At 43.7% G+C, this 20,510-nt stretch carries 18 protein-coding genes and 1 tRNA gene; 13 read left to right on the top strand and 6 right to left on the bottom strand.

The features are described from left to right. Positions 1-81: 81 nt before the first annotated feature. On the bottom strand, positions 82-996 hold the full coding sequence (locus FHW36_RS05245) for a hypothetical protein (protein ID WP_145663334.1): 915 nt from the start codon (positions 994-996) through the stop codon (positions 82-84). Positions 997-1,099: 103 nt separating this feature from the next. On the opposite strand from FHW36_RS05245, the gene FHW36_RS05240 reads away from it, so the two are divergent. From FHW36_RS05240 to FHW36_RS05180, 13 genes are all read left to right on the top strand, one after another. Continuing rightward, a complete protein-coding gene (locus FHW36_RS05240; RefSeq protein WP_145663327.1) occupies positions 1,100-1,870 on the top strand; it encodes a TatD family hydrolase in 771 nt (256 codons plus the stop codon). Positions 1,871-1,896: 26 nt separating this feature from the next. Further along, the gene (locus tag FHW36_RS05235) at positions 1,897-2,949 is read left to right on the top strand and encodes an asparaginase (RefSeq protein ID WP_246121073.1); all 1,053 of its coding nucleotides are present in this window, start codon (positions 1,897-1,899) and stop codon (positions 2,947-2,949) included. 131 nt (positions 2,950-3,080) lie between these two features. Continuing rightward, positions 3,081-3,773, top strand: coding sequence for an aquaporin Z (gene aqpZ, locus FHW36_RS05230; protein WP_145663321.1), 693 nt, complete (start codon positions 3,081-3,083; stop codon positions 3,771-3,773). Between the two features lie 88 nt (positions 3,774-3,861). Then, positions 3,862-3,948 (top strand) — tRNA-Ser (locus FHW36_RS05225). Between the two features lie 92 nt (positions 3,949-4,040). Further along, a complete protein-coding gene (locus FHW36_RS05220) occupies positions 4,041-4,970 on the top strand; it encodes an AraC family transcriptional regulator (protein ID WP_145663319.1) in 930 nt (309 codons plus the stop codon). A gap of 112 nt (positions 4,971-5,082) precedes the next feature. Further along, entirely contained in the window at positions 5,083-5,868 is a 786-nt protein-coding gene (locus tag FHW36_RS05215; RefSeq protein WP_145663316.1) for an SDR family NAD(P)-dependent oxidoreductase, read from the top strand. Between the two features lie 1,122 nt (positions 5,869-6,990). Next, positions 6,991-10,164 carry a SusC/RagA family TonB-linked outer membrane protein gene (locus FHW36_RS05210; RefSeq protein ID WP_186452309.1) on the top strand — a complete coding sequence of 1,058 codons (3,174 nt, stop codon included), beginning with the start codon at positions 6,991-6,993 and terminating at the stop codon, positions 10,162-10,164. Between the two features lie 26 nt (positions 10,165-10,190). Then, positions 10,191-11,657: a SusD/RagB family nutrient-binding outer membrane lipoprotein gene (locus tag FHW36_RS05205; RefSeq protein ID WP_145663307.1), complete on the top strand. Its 1,467-nt coding sequence runs from the start codon at positions 10,191-10,193 to the stop codon at positions 11,655-11,657. A gap of 73 nt (positions 11,658-11,730) precedes the next feature. Then, positions 11,731-12,381 carry an immunoglobulin-like domain-containing protein gene (locus tag FHW36_RS05200; protein WP_145663304.1) on the top strand — a complete coding sequence of 217 codons (651 nt, stop codon included), beginning with the start codon at positions 11,731-11,733 and terminating at the stop codon, positions 12,379-12,381. Between the two features lie 240 nt (positions 12,382-12,621). Beyond that, positions 12,622-13,017, top strand: coding sequence for a hypothetical protein (locus FHW36_RS05195; RefSeq protein ID WP_145663301.1), 396 nt, complete (start codon positions 12,622-12,624; stop codon positions 13,015-13,017). A gap of 220 nt (positions 13,018-13,237) precedes the next feature. After that, the gene (locus FHW36_RS05190; protein ID WP_186452308.1) at positions 13,238-15,070 is read left to right on the top strand and encodes a tetratricopeptide repeat-containing sensor histidine kinase; all 1,833 of its coding nucleotides are present in this window, start codon (positions 13,238-13,240) and stop codon (positions 15,068-15,070) included. A gap of 71 nt (positions 15,071-15,141) precedes the next feature. Then, the gene (locus FHW36_RS05185) at positions 15,142-16,233 is read left to right on the top strand and encodes a sensor histidine kinase (RefSeq protein ID WP_145663295.1); all 1,092 of its coding nucleotides are present in this window, start codon (positions 15,142-15,144) and stop codon (positions 16,231-16,233) included. Next, entirely contained in the window at positions 16,205-16,924 is a 720-nt protein-coding gene (locus tag FHW36_RS05180) for a LytR/AlgR family response regulator transcription factor (protein ID WP_145663291.1), read from the top strand. The genes FHW36_RS05185 and FHW36_RS05180 overlap by 29 nt, the downstream gene beginning before the upstream one ends. A 153-nt stretch (positions 16,925-17,077) precedes the next feature. Here the strand turns inward: FHW36_RS05180 and FHW36_RS05175 are convergent, their stop codons facing one another. The 5 genes from FHW36_RS05175 to FHW36_RS05155 form a co-directional block, all read right to left on the bottom strand. After that, entirely contained in the window at positions 17,078-17,287 is a 210-nt protein-coding gene (locus tag FHW36_RS05175) for a hypothetical protein (RefSeq protein WP_145663288.1), read from the bottom strand. A gap of 198 nt (positions 17,288-17,485) precedes the next feature. Then, positions 17,486-18,052, bottom strand: coding sequence for a cupin domain-containing protein (locus FHW36_RS05170; protein WP_145663285.1), 567 nt, complete (start codon positions 18,050-18,052; stop codon positions 17,486-17,488). Positions 18,053-18,567: 515 nt separating this feature from the next. After that, positions 18,568-19,116 (bottom strand): GNAT family N-acetyltransferase, encoded by a 549-nt coding sequence (locus tag FHW36_RS05165; protein ID WP_145663282.1) that lies wholly within the window; start codon positions 19,114-19,116, stop codon positions 18,568-18,570. Between the two features lie 132 nt (positions 19,117-19,248). After that, complete coding sequence (gene tssD / locus FHW36_RS05160; protein WP_145663279.1) at positions 19,249-19,638, bottom strand: type VI secretion system tube protein TssD; 390 nt, start codon at positions 19,636-19,638, stop codon at positions 19,249-19,251. Positions 19,639-19,803: 165 nt separating this feature from the next. Further along, on the bottom strand, positions 19,804-20,493 hold the full coding sequence (locus FHW36_RS05155) for a helix-turn-helix transcriptional regulator (RefSeq protein WP_145663276.1): 690 nt from the start codon (positions 20,491-20,493) through the stop codon (positions 19,804-19,806). Between the last annotated feature and the right edge of the window lie 17 nt (positions 20,494-20,510).

Below are 20,510 nucleotides of genomic sequence, written 5' to 3'. Positions count from 1 at the left end.
GCTATTGCAGCGAATGACCTTTGCCGATATAAATCGCATTGATCATTCGCTGCAATAGCTTTATACGTTCTGCTCTTCCCCTTATAATTTAATCGCTTTGGTTTTATCACCTACCGTAATGGTAGCATCATTATCGCATTTTCCATCTCCATAATCCAATATGCCGGTAATTTTATTGAACACTATCTGCAATTTACCCTTGCTGATATACTGGCAATCCCATCTTTTAATGAGTGCCTCTACAGTGGTAAAGGTAGCCGGCACGCCCACCAGTGGCCCTTTTTCATAAGTAATGCTGGCATTACCTTCAATGCTGTATACGTCGTCGGAAGGATTTAACAGGGCGCCTACCGGGTCTACACCTGCTATCTGCTTAACAGTTTTATGGCTGATATAATCAATGATCACGCTGTCCGACAAACCAATTTTCCCCCTGGTGAGATCGGTGGTATACTGGATTCCCTTCACATTATCGTAGGTAACGCCACTGATGGCCAGGCGGCCGCTGATGGAAATACCATTGCGTTTATAAGTACTATCTGTTTCTATTACAGTAGTGGCGCCGGCATTAAATAAAGGGCCGTTGAAGATGATGTTGATCTTACCGCTGCGGAATACACCAAACCGGTCGAGGCAGGAAGTGCCATAGTCAACGATCACCTTTTTAGGCCAGGTGTTGCCGGTGCCATTCAACAGTTCCAGCGAAGGACAACCAGGTGCATCGGCATTTGCAGTACTGCCCGGGGTAGCCTGACGGGCCCCTGCTTTATCTAACCCCTGTAACACCGCAGCTTTGGCTGTTTCATCAAATAGATCGGCGTACATGGATGCTGCCACCGTTTCGTGTTGCGTCACCGTCAGGGTGTTGTTATCCGTTTGATTATTGGGAGCCGTATCGGTAGTGACCTGTTTTTTGCAGGCGAAGAAAACGGTGGCTACTGCCACTCCGGTGATGGTCCACGCCAGCACACGATTTGTACTGAAATAGCTTTTCATAGTTTAGGTTTTATTAGCAAATAGCTTTTCCGGTATTTACCTTTGTAGTATAAAGATATTGCTTAAATATTAAAGAAATTACAAATTCGATAAAATTATTATTATGCTTTGGATAGATACCCACACACACCTGTATTCGGAAGAATTTGAAGCAGACCGGGAAGCCATGGTGGCGCGGGCCATAGCAGCGGGAGTCGACAAACTTTTTTTACCCAACATAGATGAAAGCTCTATTACCGGCATGCTGGACCTGGAAGCCCGGTACCCCGACCATATATATGCCATGATGGGGATTCACCCCTGCTATGTAAAAGAAACGGTAGATGAGCAACTGGACCTGGTAAGAGCCTGGCTGCAACAGCGTCCTTTTAAAGCCATCGGGGAAATAGGGCTGGACTTTTATTGGGATAAGTCGCTGCTAACGCAGCAGTACTACGCTTTCCAGGAGCAGCTGATCCTGGCCCGGGAATACGGCCTCCCAGTATCTATTCACAGCCGCGAGGCCACACGGGAATGTATCAACGAAGTAAAAGGCTTACAGGATGGACGCCTGAGCGGCGTATTTCATTGCTTTTCCGGCACCCTGGAAGAAGCCAGGGAAATCATTGACCTAGGCTTTTATCTGGGCATTGGTGGCGTAGTTACCTTCAAAAAATCAGGCCTGGATAAATTACTAGAGGAAATAGACCTGGCGCATATTGTACTGGAAACAGATGCTCCTTACCTGGCGCCGGTTCCTTACCGGGGCAAACGTAATGAAAGTGCCTATCTCCCGCTGGCTGGCGAAAAGGTGGCAGATATAAAAAATCTAAAAATAGCCGATGTAGCAGCCATAACAAGCAGCAATGCCCGGAAATTATTCAAAATGCTCTAACTATTTAGTGAATACCTTTGCAGGCAATGGCTACTAGCACAATGAGCAAAATATTGATTATTTACACGGGCGGTACAGTGGGTATGATCTACGATGATAAAACCAAAGCACTGCGCCCGATCGGCTTCAACGAAATAAGGAATAATTTACCGGAGCTTTACCGGATGGGCATTGACTTTTATGTGTACGCATTTAATCCGCCTATAGATTCATCAGATATGCAGCCGGAGATATGGGTAGAACTGGCCAGCATTATTGAAGACCGATACGATCGTTACGACGGCTTTGTTATTCTGCATGGTTCCGATACGATGGCCTTTACCGCATCTGCCCTGAGCTTTATGCTGGAAAACCTGTCGAAGCCTGTTATCCTAACAGGATCACAGCTGCCTATCGGAAAGATACGTACCGATGCCAAGGAAAATATTATCACGGCCATGGAAATAGCCTGCAGCAGGCATAATGGCACTACGGTATCCATGGTACCGGAAGTTTGTATCTACTTCGACTTCTCTTTATTCAGGGGTAATCGTTCCAAGAAATATAATGCGGAAAAGTTCGAAGCGTTTTATACGATGAACTACCCGCAACTGGCCGAAGCAGGCATTGACATTAAGTTTAAGCACCAGTTTATTTTACCGCCACCCGTACAACCGCTGAAAGTACATAAAGAGCTGGAAACAAATATTACGGTACTGAAACTGTTTCCCGGTATTACCAGGAAAGCAGTAGAAGCCACTTTAAGTGTTCCCGGCCTGAAAGGAGTGATCATGGAAACCTTTGGTAGCGGCAATACCAACACCCAGTCTTGGTTCATTGAAAGTATTAAAAAGGTCATTGACAACGGCGCCATTGTAGTAGATATCACGCAATGCGACGGTGGTTCCGTGGAGTTGGGCAAATATGAAACGAGCCAGCACCTGATGGAAATAGGCGTAGTGAGCGGGCATGATATGACTTTTGAAGCGGCAGTCACCAAACTGATGTTTGTATTGGGTCAGGGACTACCGCCGGAAGCAACAAAAACGATGATAGAAACTTCTCTTCGCGGCGAGTTAACACCGATTGAAGTGTATTAAAATATTGATAAGCAGTGATCAACGGGAAGCATTTTTTTGCTTCCCGTTTTTTTGTCTTGAATATTTGCGGTAAATTTAGCTATCACCAATTTCACATTTCCCCGATTTCTATTCACCACAAAATTTCATCTATGACAGTTTCCTTATCACAGAAATGTATCGCTGAATTCTTCGGCACCTTCGTGCTGGTATTTATGGGTTGCGGTAGTGCGGTGCTGGCTGGCGCCCACGTAGGTTTTCTGGGTATTGCATTTGCGTTTGGTTTGTCGGTAGTCGTCATGGCATATGCCATTGGGCATATTTCCGGTTGCCATTTGAACCCGGCGATTACGATTTCGCTGGCATCTACCGGTAAGATCTCCGGTAAAGATGCAGGTGCTTACATTGTGTCCCAGGTTATAGGGGCGATCGTAGCTTCTGCTGTGTTGTATTTTATTGCCCAGGGAAAAGCCGACTATTCGCTGGCGGCCAATGGACTGGGCGCCAATGGCGTGGATCAGGGATCGCCCGATCATTACTCGCTGATGAGTGGTTTGGTAGCCGAAATTGTTCTCACCACAATTTTCCTGGTAGTGGTACATGGCAGCACCAGTAAAAACAGTCAAACCGGTAAGTTTGCAGGACTGGCTATTGGCTTGTGTTTGACCTTGATTCACATTGTGGGTATCCCGGTAACAGGCGTATCTGTAAACCCTGCGCGTAGTATCGGTCCCGCTATTTTTGTAGGAGGTCCCGCATTATCCAATCTCTGGGTATTTATAGTAGGCCCTATCGTTGGCGGACTGCTGGGAGCTGGTATCTGGAAGCTATATGACAAAAATTAAAATTTTCTTTGAAATATAAACTAAAGGATTATCTTTGCAACCCTGAATTGGAAAATCAACCCTTCCATTTATTCAGAAAGATAATCACGGAGAAGTGCAGGAGTGGTTGAACTGGCACGCCTGGAAAGTGTGTATAGGTGAAAGCCTATCAAGGGTTCGAATCCCTTCTTCTCCGCTAAAGGGTCCTCTGATGAGGACCCTTTTTTTGTTCCCATTCCCATCTGATCTTACTGCAATTCTTTATTTGAATTACATAACTTTGTTTTTATGAACAGGAAAGAAAGCATTGCTGAATTTTATTCCCGGCATGGACAACAATATTCCCAGGCCGGACAATTCAATATTTATCGCCGGGAAGAATTTGCCTGTGATGCGACTTCTCTACCCACCAATCGGAGGGATTTCTATAAAATATCACTGGTACTGGAAGGCGAAGGCATTATTTCATTGGCAGACAAATCTATCCATGTAAAGGGAAACACCCTTTCTTTTATGAACCCGCTTATTCCCTATTCCTGGGAGCCAACAACAGACAACCAAACGGGTTATTTTTGCCTTTTTACGGAAGATTTTGTCAATTCCAATCTTAAAAACGATAGTCTTTCCCAATCGCCACTATTTAAAGTAGGCGGTCATCATATCTTTTTACTGACGGATGAAAGTGCCAGACTGATAAGTAGCATCTTTGAAAACATGCTCCGCGAAATCCAGTCAGACTACACCAACAAGTATGATTTGTTAAGAAGCTATGTGCAGATCCTCATGCATGAAGCGATGAAAATTCAGCCACCCGATACCTTTTACCAGCCAGCGAATGCAGCTGAACGTATCAGCAGCTTATTCCTGGAATTGTTAGAACGGCAGTTCCCCATAGATTCTCCTCATCAGATACTAAAGCTTAAAAATGCCAATGAGTTCGCCGCTCAATTGAATGTGCATACCAATCACCTGAACCGCGCCCTGAAAGAAACAATCGGAAAAACCACCACCGAATGGATTGCAGAACGCATGATGAAAGAAGCGAAGGCTTTACTACGACATAGCAGCTGGGACATAGGAGAAATAGGTTACTCCCTTGGATTTGAACACGCATCCAATTTCATTATCTTCTTCAAAAAACAAAGCGGTGTTACTCCTTTACAATTCAGGAAGGAGATAGGTTTCAGCAATCACCTGCAAATGCCGGAAGCCGTTTAAAGTGTACATATCCCGAAATCTCCTGATGCCAATTCATAACAATTCGTTTGAATAGCATAATTTTTTCCTGCTTACGCGATGGATCTTTGTGTCATCATCAATTACTAAAATTATGGCACAGGAAAATCTAAAAGGAAAAGTTGCGCTGGTTACCGGCGGCACAACAGGAATAGGTCTGGCAGCAGCCAAATTGTATCTCGAAAACGGCGCCAGCGTAGTCATTGCCGGACGCAGGCAGGAGCAGGGAGCACTGGCCGTTACCTCGCTTCGGGAAATAAGCCCCAATATTACTTTTATACAAACCGATGTTTCCAATAGCGTGGAGGTGCAACGTCTGATCAACGAAACAGTACGTATCTATGGCCAATTAGACATCGCCTTTAATAATGCCGGTATCGAAGGTTTTTTCGCCCCGGTTCATGAAATGCCCGATGCCGCATTTGGCGAAGTATTCGACATTAATGTAAAAGGCGTATGGTTATGCTGTAAATATGAAATAGCTCAATTCAAAAAACAAGGTACCGGCGGGGTGATCGTCAACACTTCTTCCTGGCTGGCCCGGGGCGCATTTGCCGGTTCAAGCCTGTATTCGGCAAGTAAAGCGGCGCTGGATGGCATGATCCGGGCCCTGGCGGTAGAAACAGCTGAAGCGGGTATCCGGGTAAATAATATTCAGCCGGGCTATATCCAAACCCCGATGTTTGATCGCTTTTTTAGTGGTGAAGATGCCGAGCTGCAAAAGGAGCCCTTGAAAAGGCATGCCCCCATTGGCCGGTTTGCAAATCCTGCTGAGGTAGCGGAACTGGTGCTTTGGCTGAGCAGCGCTGCCGCCTCTTTTGTAACAGGAGAAAGTATATTGATAGATGGCGGCTTGGCCATTGGCGGACAACGGCAGTAATAAAGTGAAAGTTTTGAACACTAATAGGATACCCACCGGTATCCTATTTTTATTTATAATCAAATAATTACACATTAAATTTATATAAATTTTAACAAAACAACCTTCTGCTATCTCTTTTCCTTCAACAAAAAAAATCGGTATCAATTAAACCTCAGGTACTTCCGAAGTGTTTAACTAGAAAAGTAGATTTTTAACAATTCTTTAAATTTGTAAGGCGAATTAGCGGAAATCCGGCTGGACGAACAAATCACAAATTCGGCCAGAAGCTAGTGCAGATGGGAATTTATTACTTTTCTACCAGTAATGGCACATCTTTCTTATAGAAATTTGCGCCGTTATATTAGAATAAATTAGTACTTTTAACAAAACATTATCGTTAACTAATTATTAAGTTACCCTTTGCATTATGAGGAAAAATTGTTGGGGTACCCAAAAAGCGTGACAAACGTGAAGTAACTATCGGGAAAACTTAATGAATGGGGTGATCCCAGGAATTCAATTAAAACACTAATACAACAAAATTAAAAATGACACCCTGATAACTTAAGACGCTATAGATATAGGACTTGTTATAATGATCAGCAAAAAAGAGATAGAAGAGTTCATTGGGTGCATACGGTTTTCATACGGGGAAAAGAACGACCTCAGCTTATAATAACCAATGACCGTACCTGCCCATGCTTAGAGAGAATGTTGCTTGTGAAAAAAGGAAAAAAGACTACTAAAGAAAGGCATACCGCCTGGAATATTCTCGTTTCTTTAATGACGCTGATAACCTGTCACAAATGAAGTGAAGCATACCCGGAAATTTGTTCATGACCTTGTCGACCAACAACGGCTTTAGTGAATAAATAGTGTAATTGACCAAAATAACTAAATCAGCAGGCGCCAATTCAACCTGGCGTCGGAAATGGAAGGAGACAACATTTGATACCTTGCTACAACGTATTTGATCCTTAAACACCCTCTATCCATTAGCTGTATTTACCAATAAGTACATAAAGACTGTTTATAAATTAACAATCCACAACCCAAATCTTGTTTATGAGGAAAAAAACTACCTGTCTCATTTTTTTTACCCCTTGTGACATGGAAATCAAAAAAGTTTTGCGAAAAACTTTGGCAGCATTGCTAATACTGCTAGCGCCTGTATTTGCTTTTGCACAGCAAAAGATCTCCGGTAAAGTAACTGCACAAGAGGATGGCTCTGCCCTGCCTGGCGTGAGTGTTAGAATTAAAGACTCCAACACTGGTACGCAGACAGATGCAAAAGGAAACTACTCCATCACAGCATCACAAGGACAAGTGCTGGTATTTACCTTTGTAGGTTATACCACCCATGAAGTACCGGTTACCGGCGCTTCCACATACAATGTATCCCTGCAATTTACCCGTACCGCTTTAACGGAAATCGTTGTAACCGGTCAGGGTGTGAAAAGGGAAAAGAGAAGTCTCGGTTACGCCGTGGCCACTATCAACAAAGAGGATATTGGCGATAACGTAAGCCCGATCAACGCTTTAACTGGTAAAGTAGCCGGTCTGAACATTACCTCTGGGTATGCTCCTGGCGCGTCTTCCAGGATTACACTCCGTGGTCCAACCTCGTTCAATGGTAACAACCAACCAGTATTCGTTATCGATGGTATCCCGGTAAGTAATGATAACATCCGTAACTCCGACTTTCTGAACGACCAGGTGGACTACGGTAACAGGGGTAACGATATCAACCCGAACGATATTGAAAGCATTACCGTACTGAAAGGACCTGCTGCGGCTGCTCTTTATGGAAGTATCGCTTCCAACGGTGCGATCCTGATCACTACAAAAAAAGGAAAGAAAAATTCTCCAGCGCAAATCAATTTCAGCACTGGTTATCAACTGTCCCAGGTACTGAAACTGCCTACCTTCCAAAATGAATTCGGTCAGGGTGACTTGGATGCCATTGCGGACGACAGAAGAGAAAACTTTAGCTGGGGCTTGCCATTTGATGGTAAAGTAAGACCTTTCGGTCAGGTGATCAATGGTAAACAACAGCTGAAAGAATACAAGGCGATCCCTAACAACGTAAAAAATTTCTTCGACTACGGCCAGACATTCAATAATAACCTGACTATTTCCGGTGGTAACGAAAAATCAACTTACTTCTTGTCAGTAGGGGCATTAAACAACAAGGGCATTATCCCTACTACCAACTACAATAAGTACAACATTAGATTTAGCGGATCATCTGAATTTTCCGACAAATTCTCTAGCACCGTATCAGTAGGCTATACTAACATTTCCAGCCAACTGCCACTGGGCGGACAAACGAACTCTGTGTATAACTCCATATTCCAGCAACCAAGGGACATGCCTATCGTTGATTTCAAGGACCTTAGCAATCCTTTCAATGGTACTTTCACTGGTGCTGATGGTACTCAGTACTATGGCTACTATGGCGCCTATACGAAAAATCCGTATTTCCTGCTACAGAATTACAAGAACAACAACTCCGTTGACCGCATAAACGGTACATTCTCCCTGTCTTATAAACCTGTGAAAGGACTGGATATCACTGAGCGTATTGGTGCAGACGTATATGCCGACCGTAGATATGAAAAAGGCGCCAAATATTTCTATAAGCCTTTTGAACAAGCATTCTATGGACAGAACAACTGGACTGATAATGGTAAATATTCCCAGGATATTACCAATTATCTGCAGTTCAACCATGACCTGATCGTTACTTACACCACCACACTGGCCAAAGACCTGAACATGAAAGTGCTGGGTGGTAACAACGTTAGAATAACTACCAACAATAATCTGTTTTCTGCTACTAACGGTACTGGCGGGCTGATCGTACCCGGTTTCTATAACCTGGATAACTCCAACGGACCGATCAATTCTACCAATACCCTTACACAGAGAAGACTGTATGGTTTTTATGGAGAAGCTGACTTTGACTATAAAAACATGCTCTTCCTCGGCTTCACCGGTCGTAATGATATCTCATCTACACTGCCCACTAATAACAACTCATACTTCTATCCAAGTGTGAATGGTGCGTTTGTGTTTTCTGAGCTATACAAAGACAAAGCGTTCAGTGATGTACTGAGCTTTGGTAAAGTAAGACTGAGCTATGCAAAAGTAGGTCAGGATGCCAACCCTTACCTCTTGCAGACCACTTATGCTAAAACCAGTATCAATGGCGACTTTGGATCCATTATTTTCCCATTGACTTCTAATGGATCTACTATCCCATCCTTTTCCCGCGGTAATAGGATTGGTAACCCGAACCTTAAACCAGAGTTCACTTCTTCTTTTGAAGTAGGAACGGAATTATCGTTTATCAAAAATATGATTAATCTGGACCTGACTTATTATAACACCAAGTCCACCAACCAGATTGTAGACGTTCCAATTCCAAACAGCTCCGGTTATACCTCTATTGCTATGAACGTGGGTGAAATGACCAACAAAGGTCTTGAAATAGGTTTGAGAGCTACCCCTGTAAATACGTCTTATGGCCTGAGAATAGAAGTATTTGGTACTTACAATAAAGTTAAAAACAATGTAGTAAGCATCAACGAAGGCATTAACCAGATTGTAATCGGTAATGGTACCACTGCTATGCAACAGGTGGCCGCTATAGGCAAACCATATGGTACATTCTATGGTACTGGTCTTGAAATAGATCCAGCCAGTGGTAAAGTAGTTATAGATACCGCAACAGGGATGCCGCACAACAGTGCTACCCGTTTCTATGGCACTTACCTGCCTGATTATATGGCCTCCCTGGGTGCTAATATCTCTTACAAAGGCTTTACGCTGAAAGTATTGTTTGATACCAAACAAGGTGGACAATTCTATTCTAACACCAAGAGCGTAATTGATTTTGGTGGTTATTCAATAGAAACAGCTGCTAACGGCCGTAAAGATTATGTTTTCCCGAATTCAGTATATGATGATGGTACCGGCAAGTTGGTTAACAATACCTCTATTACGTTCCACCCTGAAAGGTATTGGACCCGTATTGTTCCTGCTGGGGAAAACCTCATTGATGCCAGCTACGTGAAACTGCGTGAAGCATCTTTGACTTATTCTTTTGCACAGTCTATGCTGAAGAGAACACCATTCTCCAGGCTCAATGTAGTACTTTATGGAAATAACCTTTTCCTGTGGGTACCAAAATCCAATCAGTTTGCAGATCCTGAAATCAACGGTCAGGGTGCTGCCAACGTACAGGGTTATGAGTTCTTGTCTAATCCATCTCTCCGGAACATGGGTATCAAGGTGGATGTGTCATTCTAATTTAAGGGCCTTAAAAAATTAATTTGATGAAAAAAACGAATATAATTTCAACACTCTCTTTGTCAGTCCTCCTGATATTTACAGGGGGGTGCAAAAAGTTCCTGGATGTTAATACTGATCCCAATAACGCGGTTGATGTACCAGCTAATTTGTTATTGCCCGGAGCGGAAACGGGATTGACATATGCCCTTGGTAATACACTGGCGATCAATGGTGGCATCTGGGCCCAGTACTGGACGCAGAATCCGACTTCCAATCAATACAATTCCCTGGACCAATATGTTCCGGCACAGGGTGACTTTGATAACGTTTGGCTCAACTTGCAGGTAGATGCTTTGGAGAACCTCCAGAAAGTAGTAGAAAAAGGAAATGCCACCAAGCAAAAGGAGTATGTAGCATTAGCTACTATCCTCAAAGTCTACGCATTCCAATTAACCACCGACTTATGGGGAGATGTACCATATAGCCAAACGCTGCAGGGAGACGCTGTCACTCGCATCCTGTTTCCAAAATATGACGCCCAGAGTGATATTTATGACGGTTTAGTAAAGATGATTGATACCGCCAGGAATATGATCGACGTAAATGATGCAGTAAACCCTGGTCCAGACGATCTGATTTATGGAGGAAAGATGGACAAATGGCTTCGCTTTGCCAATACGCTGAAATTAAAGATCGGTTTACGCCTGGCAAAAAAAGATGCAGCAAGAGCGGCCAATATCGTTAAATCATTGCAGGGGGCAGAATTCATCAGACCAGGAGAATCTGCTATGCAGAATTTTAATGCCACAGGAGGACAACAAAATCCTCTGTATGGAGCTATTGCAGGCCCAGTATTGGATAAAACACAAAACCTGGTGGCCAGCTCTACTGCTTTCAATTTCTTCAATGAAAATAACGATCCCAGAATTTTTGCCTTCTACGGACCAGCACCCAATGGTAACTTTTCCAGTATACCACAGGGTAGCTTCGGTAACCCGCCTACTACCATCGTTTCACCGCCGACTGCTATCACTGGTGGCGATGCCAATGATCCTCAATCTGCTTTCGCTCCGGTAAGAGTTATGACAGATTACGAGGCTAACTTCCTGCAGGCAGAAGCAACCGTTAGAGGCTGGCTTACCGGTACTCCGGCAGATAGCTTCTATAACAGAGGTGTTCGGTACAATTTTGCCGCCTTCCAGGTAGATGGTTATGGTGATTACATTGTACAGGATGGAGTTAAATATCCTTCAACTGGTACCGACGCTCAGAAACTTGAAGCTATTATTACACAGAAATGGGCTGCTATGTGCGGCACGCAGAACATAGAAGCATGGACAGAATGGAGAAGAACCGGTTTCCCTTCCTTCTTCATAGTGTCTCAAGGTTCTATTATTGGTGCCAACAGGATGCCGGGTATATTCCTCTATCCTAGTTCGGAAATGACAAGGAACGTAAATGCACCTAAAACCAACCATTTTGTGTACGATAAAGTATGGTGGGCGCAGTAAAAATTAGCTATTAGTAACTATTGGCATGGATGATATCGGGTCAATATTTTCTTTTAACAATTAACAGATTTTCATGAAAGCATTATATATTCTCTTTGCAGGTTGCCTCTTGTTTACAGCCTGTACAAAGAACTCAGAAGGAGTGATCACCCAGGTAGTAACTCCACAGTATCCCAAAATCACTATGAAGGGTGGACCTAACGTAGTGTTCCCGATTGGTGGCACTTATACTGACCCTGGAGCTACCTCCTTTGATAGCGCAGCCAATAAAACAACCGACCTTACACCGGTATCCCAAAATGTAAACACTGCTGAAGGTGGCGTGTATACGGTAAATTACCATGCCGTAAATTCCTATGGTTATCAGACCAACGCTACCAGGCACGTACTGATCAGCAATTATGCTGACGCTGCGGATGACATCAGTGGTACCTACAAAAGGAGCACTAACGGCGTTGAAATTACGGTTACCAAAGTGGCAACAGGGTTATACGTTGTGGAAAACCCAGGAGGAGTAGCCAATGACCCCAACTTTGTTTTCCCATTTTATATTGGTTTTCTTGACAGAAATACCTTTGTTGGAACTGAACAAAACACTCCACTTGGAGCAATGTCGTTTAAAAACACCTCCATTATCAGAGGACCAGGTAGCGCTGTTACACTTAAATGGGTGGTTATCAACAATAGCTTTGGTACGTCAGTACGTACATTCAATAAAGAATAAGAATAACGACAACCGTTCGTAGATAAAAAAGCCGGCAGCTGATAGCTACCGGCTTTTTTTATTTAATCAATTGGCCTTATCCTGATATCTAGAGGCCTTGTTAGTGGTTCCAAAGACAAAACAACCGTTACCACTACCTCCACAGATAGCACAAAAGCAGGAGCTACCTCCGGCAGTACCAGCACCACTACAACTGAAACCACTCCCAGCGCCTGGAAGTATTCTGAAGAAGAAGATAAAATGACTTCTAAAAAGAACTTCTATGCACAGGTAGATGCGAAGGACGAACTGGACTTTAAATTCCCTTACAATGGCGGCTCTGTAGCCACGCTAAGCATTATTAAACGTAGTACCGGCGCCACTGACATAGCCCTTTCCGTTACCAAAGGCCAGATTATGGCGGCACATGGACTGGGAAACGGAAAAATAAACATCCGTTTTGACGGCGGCGCCGCGCAAACGATCAATGTTACCGGCGCAGCAGATGGCAGCTCCAACGTCGTGTTTTTTCAGGGCGCAGCTAAACTGCTGGCTAAACTGAAAACGGCAAAAACAGTATTCGTACAAGCCGAATTTTTCGATAACGGCTCCGCAATCATGGAATTCAATACAGCCGGACTGGAATGGAACCACTAATCCAGCTAACATATTAAGAAAAGAGGCCAGCTATGTTGGCCTCTTTTTTTGCCCTATATTGCAGTTAATCGACCAAAGTTTACCTTATATCGATGATTGGAGGAACAGCCCCTGGACTGTATTATCTTGCTTACCACAGGACTTTTATTATTATTGATAGCCACAGGAATCTTTTATGTTGTACTGTATACGTACTCTTTATATCCTTGTACTATGCTGTATGTCATTACAGCCAATCTACGGGCAGTCTGCCGCAGCAGACAGCATCACCGTTGATAACTGGCTGAAATGGTCAACTGTGAAAATGGACAGGAATGAATTTGATTCCAGCGAAACTTATATAAAAAAAGCGCTGACATTAGCCAAAACAAGCCACCAGACTGCTCAAACCATTAAATCCATGCAGGCTTATGCCAACTTCCTGTATACCCGGTTACGCTATCCGGAAGCACTCCGGATTAGCGAGGAACAACTAGCCCTCGGTCAACAACTAAAAAACGACCAGGTCATCGCCAACGCCTATAATAATATGGCCGTACAGTACCGTTGCCTTGGTAACCTGCAGTTGGCAGCAGATAACATGCTCAAAGCCATTAAAATTGCTGAATACAAGAAAGATTCTGCCAGCCTGCGAAGAAACTACAATAACCTGGCTTCTATATTCGTAGACCTGAACGATAAAAAGAACAGCCTTTATTACGCAGAAAAAAGTACCCAAATAGCCGCCTTGCTAAAAGACAGCCTCCAATGGGCCAAAAGCATCGTTAACCTTGCCAACAGCGAAGTGATAAATGGCCAGTACAATCGCGCTGCGCAACATCTCCAGCAGGTAACACACATTTCGGAAAAACTCAACGATCGCAGCCTCCTGTTACACGCCTTCGTCAATCTTGGAGATATCAACAACAAAACACAAAATAACCGGGAAGCCCTTCGTTATTACCAAAAAGCCGCTGATATACTTAAAGCCGATCCTGACCCCGACTTTGAAATGTATACCAATTATGGCCTGGCAACTTCCTACGATGGATTAAATGATCCCCGTACCGCTCAAAAATACTATGACCTGGTACTCCCCACCGCAGAAGCGCTCATGCCTAAAAATGACCTGAAAGAAGTATACCTGTTAGGCGCGGCTATCCAGGAAAAATTAAAACACCCCGATATCGCACTCCAGCTGTGGAAAAAATACAATACACTCAACGATACGATCCTCAACGAAACCACCCAGAGAGCCATTCATGAAGCAGAGATAAAATACCAATCTTCACAAAAAGAAAAAGCCATCGTAGAGCAACAATTACAACTCAGTAATAAAAACGTACAGCTGCAAAATAAAAACCGCGTCATTCTCATTGCTATCATCCTGATCATCGGGCTGATCAGCATCTGCCTGATTATCTACCTGATCTACCGGAATAAAAACCAGCTGATAGAACTTAACCTGCTGAAAGCACAAATTCATCCACATTTTTTATTCAACACCCTCAACAACTTATACGCACTCAGTCTCAGCAAATCTGATAAGTCGCCGGAAGTAGTATTGGAGCTATCACAAATACTACGGTACATCCTGTATGAATGCAACACATCTACTGTCAACCTGGAAAAGGAAATCAGGATGATAGAACGTTATATTTCACTGGAAAAAATCCGGTATCAGAACCAGCTTGAAATTAATATGGATATGGATGGACACCTGGCGCAGTTTAACGTGGCCCCCCTGTTGATCCTCCCATTGGTGGAAAATGCCTTTAAACATGGTATCAGTAAACTGATGGAAGATGGATGGATCAACATCTCCGCAAAAGCCAGGCAGGATCAGTTCATTTTTAAAATATCCAATAACAAGTTGCCAGACAGCGACCATCATGCGCAATCGTCGGCCTTTGGCAACATTGGGTTGCTGAATATCCGGAAACGATTGGATATTCTTTATCCCGGGCAACACGAACTTAAAATTATTAACGAAGAAGAAGTATTTGCCGTCATTATGAAACTGAAGCTGAAACCGGATCCTGGCTATGCCACCCCGGCACAAACCGGTTGTTGATCGACAAAACAACACCGTCTATCTTCAGTTGCAGCAGCACACTTCTCTGATAGGTACCTTTGCATTGGCAAATGAATAAGAGCACACTACATCATATTATCTTCTGGTCGGTTGTCACCCTCATACTCACCATATTCTATGGCGCAGGTCTTCCTGATTATGGTACCGCCTTCCTGGTGATCATGATGTTTCAGCCGCTGCAATGGGCTTACTTCTATACAGTGGCCTACTGGGCTATTCCGCGGTTTCTTTACCGCAAGAAATATGTACAGCTGGCATTGGTATTAACTGCTTGCGCCCTCACCGCAGGATTTCTGTTCAGGCTAATAGAAATCACGCTGGCCGATCCTTATATCATGCAGCAAATGTTGAAGAAAAACCCTGCCTTTACATGGCATAAACTGAATGGCACTTTCCTGCAACAGTTACTTAAACCGATATATCTCATTAATGCCTTTGAACAAAGCAACATGGTCATCTGGGTAGCTATTTCTCTCAAATTCATTAAAATGTGGTTTGAGAAAAAACAGCTGAGTACACAAGCGGAATTAAGCGCCCTGAAAAGCCAGATACATCCCCATTTCCTCTTTAATACCCTCAACAACCTGTACGCCCTTACTCTGCAGCAATCGCCGCAATCACCCACTATTGTGCTTGGCCTGTCAGATATACTCCGGTATATGCTATACGAATGCGGTACCGACCAGGTGCTGTTGAAACGCGATGTAGAGATCATGATGCGATACGTGGAACTGGAAAAGCTGCGGTATGAAGACAGGCTCGATCTCAACTTCAGTATTATAGGAGAAATGAATGGGCAAAAAATTCCACCGCTGCTGATGCTGCCGCTCATTGAAAATGCCTTTAAACACGGTACCAGCGAAACAGTGGAAGACGCATGGATCAATATGGACCTGCACTTAAAAAACAACCGGCTGAAATTTAAAATATCCAATAGTAAACCGGCCAGCACATCGGCCAATAGCAATAAGGAAGTAGGAAGAATAGGACTAAACAACGTGCAGAAGCGGTTGGAACTATTGTTCCCATATGCCCATCAATTACAGATCTTCGAGGAAGAAGAAATGTTTGTCGTTATTCTTGACCTGGACCTGAAACAAAATTTAATACCTCATGAAAATAAGAACCTTGATCGTGGATGATGAGCCACATGCGATTGAGATTATCGAAAAGTATATTGAAAATTTCCAGGAGATAGAACTGGTTGCTAAATGTAATAATGCTATACAAGCTTTCCAGCTCTTGCAACAACATAAAGTGGATCTTATCTTCCTGGATATCAAAATGCCTGGACTATTAGGCACTGATTTTATCCGGAGCCTGAAGCATCCACCCAAAATAATATTTACCACGGCTTACCAGGACTACGCCCTGGAAGGATTTGATCTCAACGCCGTTGATTACCTGCTGAAGCCCATACCATTTGACCGCTTCCTGAAAGCAGTCGATAAAGTATTTGCTTTGTATAAAGTAACTAACCCGAAAATTACGATCTCGGAAAAAGCAACCGAACAAAAAAATGATGTATTCCTTTACCTGCGTGTGGAAAGAAAGATGGTGAAAGTAAATGTAGCCGACATCTATTGGATTGAAAGTCTAAAGGACTACATCAAAGTAGTTCTTAAAGATAAAGTACTGATATCAAAACAGAAAATCAGCTTGTTGGAAGAGTTGTTACCGGAAGAAAAATTCATGAGAATACACCGGTCATTCATTGTATCTACGCATAAAATAGAAAGCTATCATGCCTATTCTGTAGAGCTGCTCGGCATTGAACTACCTATTGGCAGAAATTATAAAACAGAGTGTCACAAAAGACTAAAGAGCAACTAACAACTAACAGTATTTCCTTTTTATAAAAAAAGAAGTAAACAAACACCCAGACAGCATACGCCATCCAGGTGCTCGCTCATCAATCGTCAAAATGTATACTTCACACTAATTCCTCCGTATTCTGCTGAAAATCCGCTGTCTACATAACCACCGTTAAACGTAACCGCTGGCTGCCAGGTATTTGTTTTTCAGCCGGAAATGCCCGCCGAATACTCCAGCGCCGGCATACCAGCGTAGTCCGTCTACAGGAATAGCTCCATGATATTCATACATCAGTGCCAGGGTCATGTCGGTGCCTACGCCATGGTATCCTCTGAATTTGAAGATGGCTTCTGCAGCATGGTGCCGCACTGGGCTGCGCAACAGCCACTGCGGCCGCGTTTGTAGTGCTAATCGTTGTTTTCCTTACGGTTCCGGGGGCTCGTTTAGCCGCTGTTTTCTCCACCTTTTTTTTAACAACAGGTTTGCTTTTGCGTTGTTTTCAGCTGGGCAGTTGATACCAGAGAGCATGCCAATGAAAATACGCATAGCGGTAAAATTTTCTTCATGTTGAATTGTTCTTTAAAGATGTGAGGGGTTATTAAATCTTTTTTTGTAATTACGTACAAAGAAAGTGGGCAACAATAAAATGCACAATAGCTGCAGTGAAATACCAGCGAGGGTATCCAGCCGAAATGTTTTCCTGTATTTTTGCAACAGGAATAGTAAAACGGGGAAGGAGGGCATTCCCTTTTTGTCGGTTTTTCCCTGGTTAGAAAGCCGGGTCATGGTACGAAGAAACTGTTCCGTATTCATGGCGGGAACAATTTTCCAGTTCACGACAGTGGGCTTAAAACCGGAATTCCACATGCTATGCCTTATGTTAGGTTTAATATGTACCCTGGCTCCTTTCCTTAAAATTTTTACTTCTCCATTCAAACGTATGGTCAGCTCTCCTTCTTCTACCTGGAAAAATTCTTCCTGGGCAGGATGGTAGTGCAGGGGAGGTTCGGAAGAAAAGGGAAGATAGGTAGCCTCCATTTCCAGGTATTCCCCCGCAGTATCGTCGGTAGATTTCAGGAACTTTATGACTTGTCCTGTAACGCGGTTAGTAATCTGGTACACTTCAGATATAAGTACTTCAGGCATTTGCACTAATGGTTTGATAAAATGGTGGTAAACAGTTATTCGATCGACTGCGGAGTGGTTACGGTAGAATCGCCGGCACTAACACTGATGGCTTTTACAATACCCACTCCGTAGGCGTTCCAAAACTCTCGTTCCTCATGCGTAAGTGTGGAGGATATCTATGCCATCTTCAGCGACGGTTACGTATTTAATATATTGTCTCTGTTCTGCCAGCAAGTTTTTGAAAATACGGGGGTAACTGTTGGTCTGTTTCATACTGGTAATTTTTTGTTTAATGAAACAATATTGGTGCATTTAAAATCGCTGTCCAAGTGCCATGGATATAGACATAAGCAGCCCATCCCGAATCACGGGAAACGGGTACCAGGGGCATTAACCGGCTAATACCGGTTGAATAAAACATCAAACAGGTCGTTCATCTACCAAAGCACGGTGTTCATCATCGATACAGCGGCTATAATGGGAATATGACGGGAATCAGGGAATACGATAGCAGAAAAAAGTGAGGGAATATTTTACGGCATTATCAGCGAGTACACTAACATGTTGATAAGATCATCTTCTTTTTCCAGTCGTGCTCTCAGCGCATCATCGACGGTAAAATGATTCCGTTCCAGGAGTTTGATTGAGCGTTCATTTCCCACAGCTGGCAAAGCGGCAATTCTTTTTACCTGCAGCTGTTGCCGCGCATAGCGAATAACTTCTGGCATGACTTCCAGCATAACGCCCTTTCCGAAATAATCGGCGAGCAGTTCATAGCCAACTTCCGCTTCTTCGAGCTCCGGCACTATATGCCATAGGCCAATGGTTCCTATTAGCTGGTCATTGTCTTTACTGGTAATTACCCAGTATATCCATTTATTATTGGCGATGCCGTCTTGTATCATTTCTATAAACTGGCGGGCGTCTGCTGTCGTAGTTGCTACCGGCCGGTCGAGAAACTGGTTAACACGCGGGTCTGAGCGTAATATAAAAACATCCTCCGTATCTGTTAAGGCGAGCGGCCGCAGCTGAAAGCGGGGCGTAGAGAGAAAAGGGAACGGGGTAAAATTTAATGATTGCATATGATAAGGTATTCGTTATCCAGGCATGGATAGACCACGGACTGCTACCAAGATACACAAAATTATGGTAGCCTGAATGGGCCGCTTTGCGCACCTCATTCAGGCTATAATGCCAACTGGGCAACGGGCGCTCTATACCGGCCAGGGGTTTTGATAAGTGGAGTTGTTCAACTTCACTTCCCGGGACGATAAGGTGAGCTGAATCTGCAACGGCTGCTCGTTGTTGGCGTTGAACGTTTCTTCATATTCCACGCAGTAAGCATCAGTGAATTTCAGCTCTTTCAGCCTGGACATGGAATCCCTCCGGAAGAAGGTAATACTTCCATTTTTTGTTTGGGTGTTGGAAATCATCCAGTCAAACAAACTGGTTTCGCCAGCAGACTCTATCAGTAAATTAATGGTGCCTCCTTTGGGGCGGGCGGCAGGTTTCCCATTATGGTCTGTGTTTTGGGAAAATGAAAACCTGCATTCCAGGACATTCATTTCCTCACCATCGATGTTGAGAACAGCTTTAAAAGACATAATTAATTTGGTTAACAAGCCCGTTGCAAGGCGCAACAGACAGGCAAAGAAATATGGTATACGAAATGAAAATACACATTTCTGCTTACATGCAGAAAAATTGAGGGTTATTTTTCCTTAAAGCAGAGAAATGCCGGCCACGGCCCTTCCACACATATATAAAAATTATATAAGATCGAAAGCCTGGGCAAAACTGGTGAGGTCGTAACTGGACTGTGCGCCTATCTTTGCTTTAATATTTCGCCGGTGGGTAACCGCCGTTTTCTCCGAAATACCCGTTTTTTCAGCAATCTCCACCGCACTGAACCCCAGGGCCAGCAGTCGCAGTATTTCTTTTTCCCGTTTGGTAAGCGAAGCAAATATATGCTGGTTGCGACGGAGGAAGTTATTTTCTTCTAGCAGCCGATTTACCTTACTGGTCACATGATGCAGCGGATCAATGGGCGTGGCGCAAGTAATAACATGAGTAGGCTGACCGTCAGCATCGCGCATAAACACCCGGGATGTGCCCAAATGCCAGGACCAGTCACGGGAGGTGGCCATCCTTACCTGCTGGAAAAAGGTAACCACCATATTTTCCTCTGCCGGCGCCTCCAGCATAGCGATGATCTTTGGCAGATAATCGGCTACGTCTGTAGGATTAAAAAAATTGTCGTAATAGGCTGGTCCCATCTCCCGTAAGGCTTCCAGCGTTGTTCCCAGCTCTCTGCAGCCACGGGACGACATATATTCCACACAGCTTTTTTGCACATTCATCACAATTACCACAACAGGAAGCGCTGCATCCAGGGCCTTTAAAGCTTTTAGCTTACCTTCCAGCCCTGAGTCATTATTAAATACAATGTGCTCAATCATGTACTGATATAAATCTT

The sequence above is a fragment of the Chitinophaga polysaccharea genome, from assembly GCF_007829335.1.
Classification (GTDB): domain Bacteria; phylum Bacteroidota; class Bacteroidia; order Chitinophagales; family Chitinophagaceae; genus Chitinophaga; species Chitinophaga polysaccharea_B.
The sequence above is the reverse complement of the archived record's forward strand: the minus strand, read 5'-3'. Positions and strand labels throughout refer to the sequence as shown.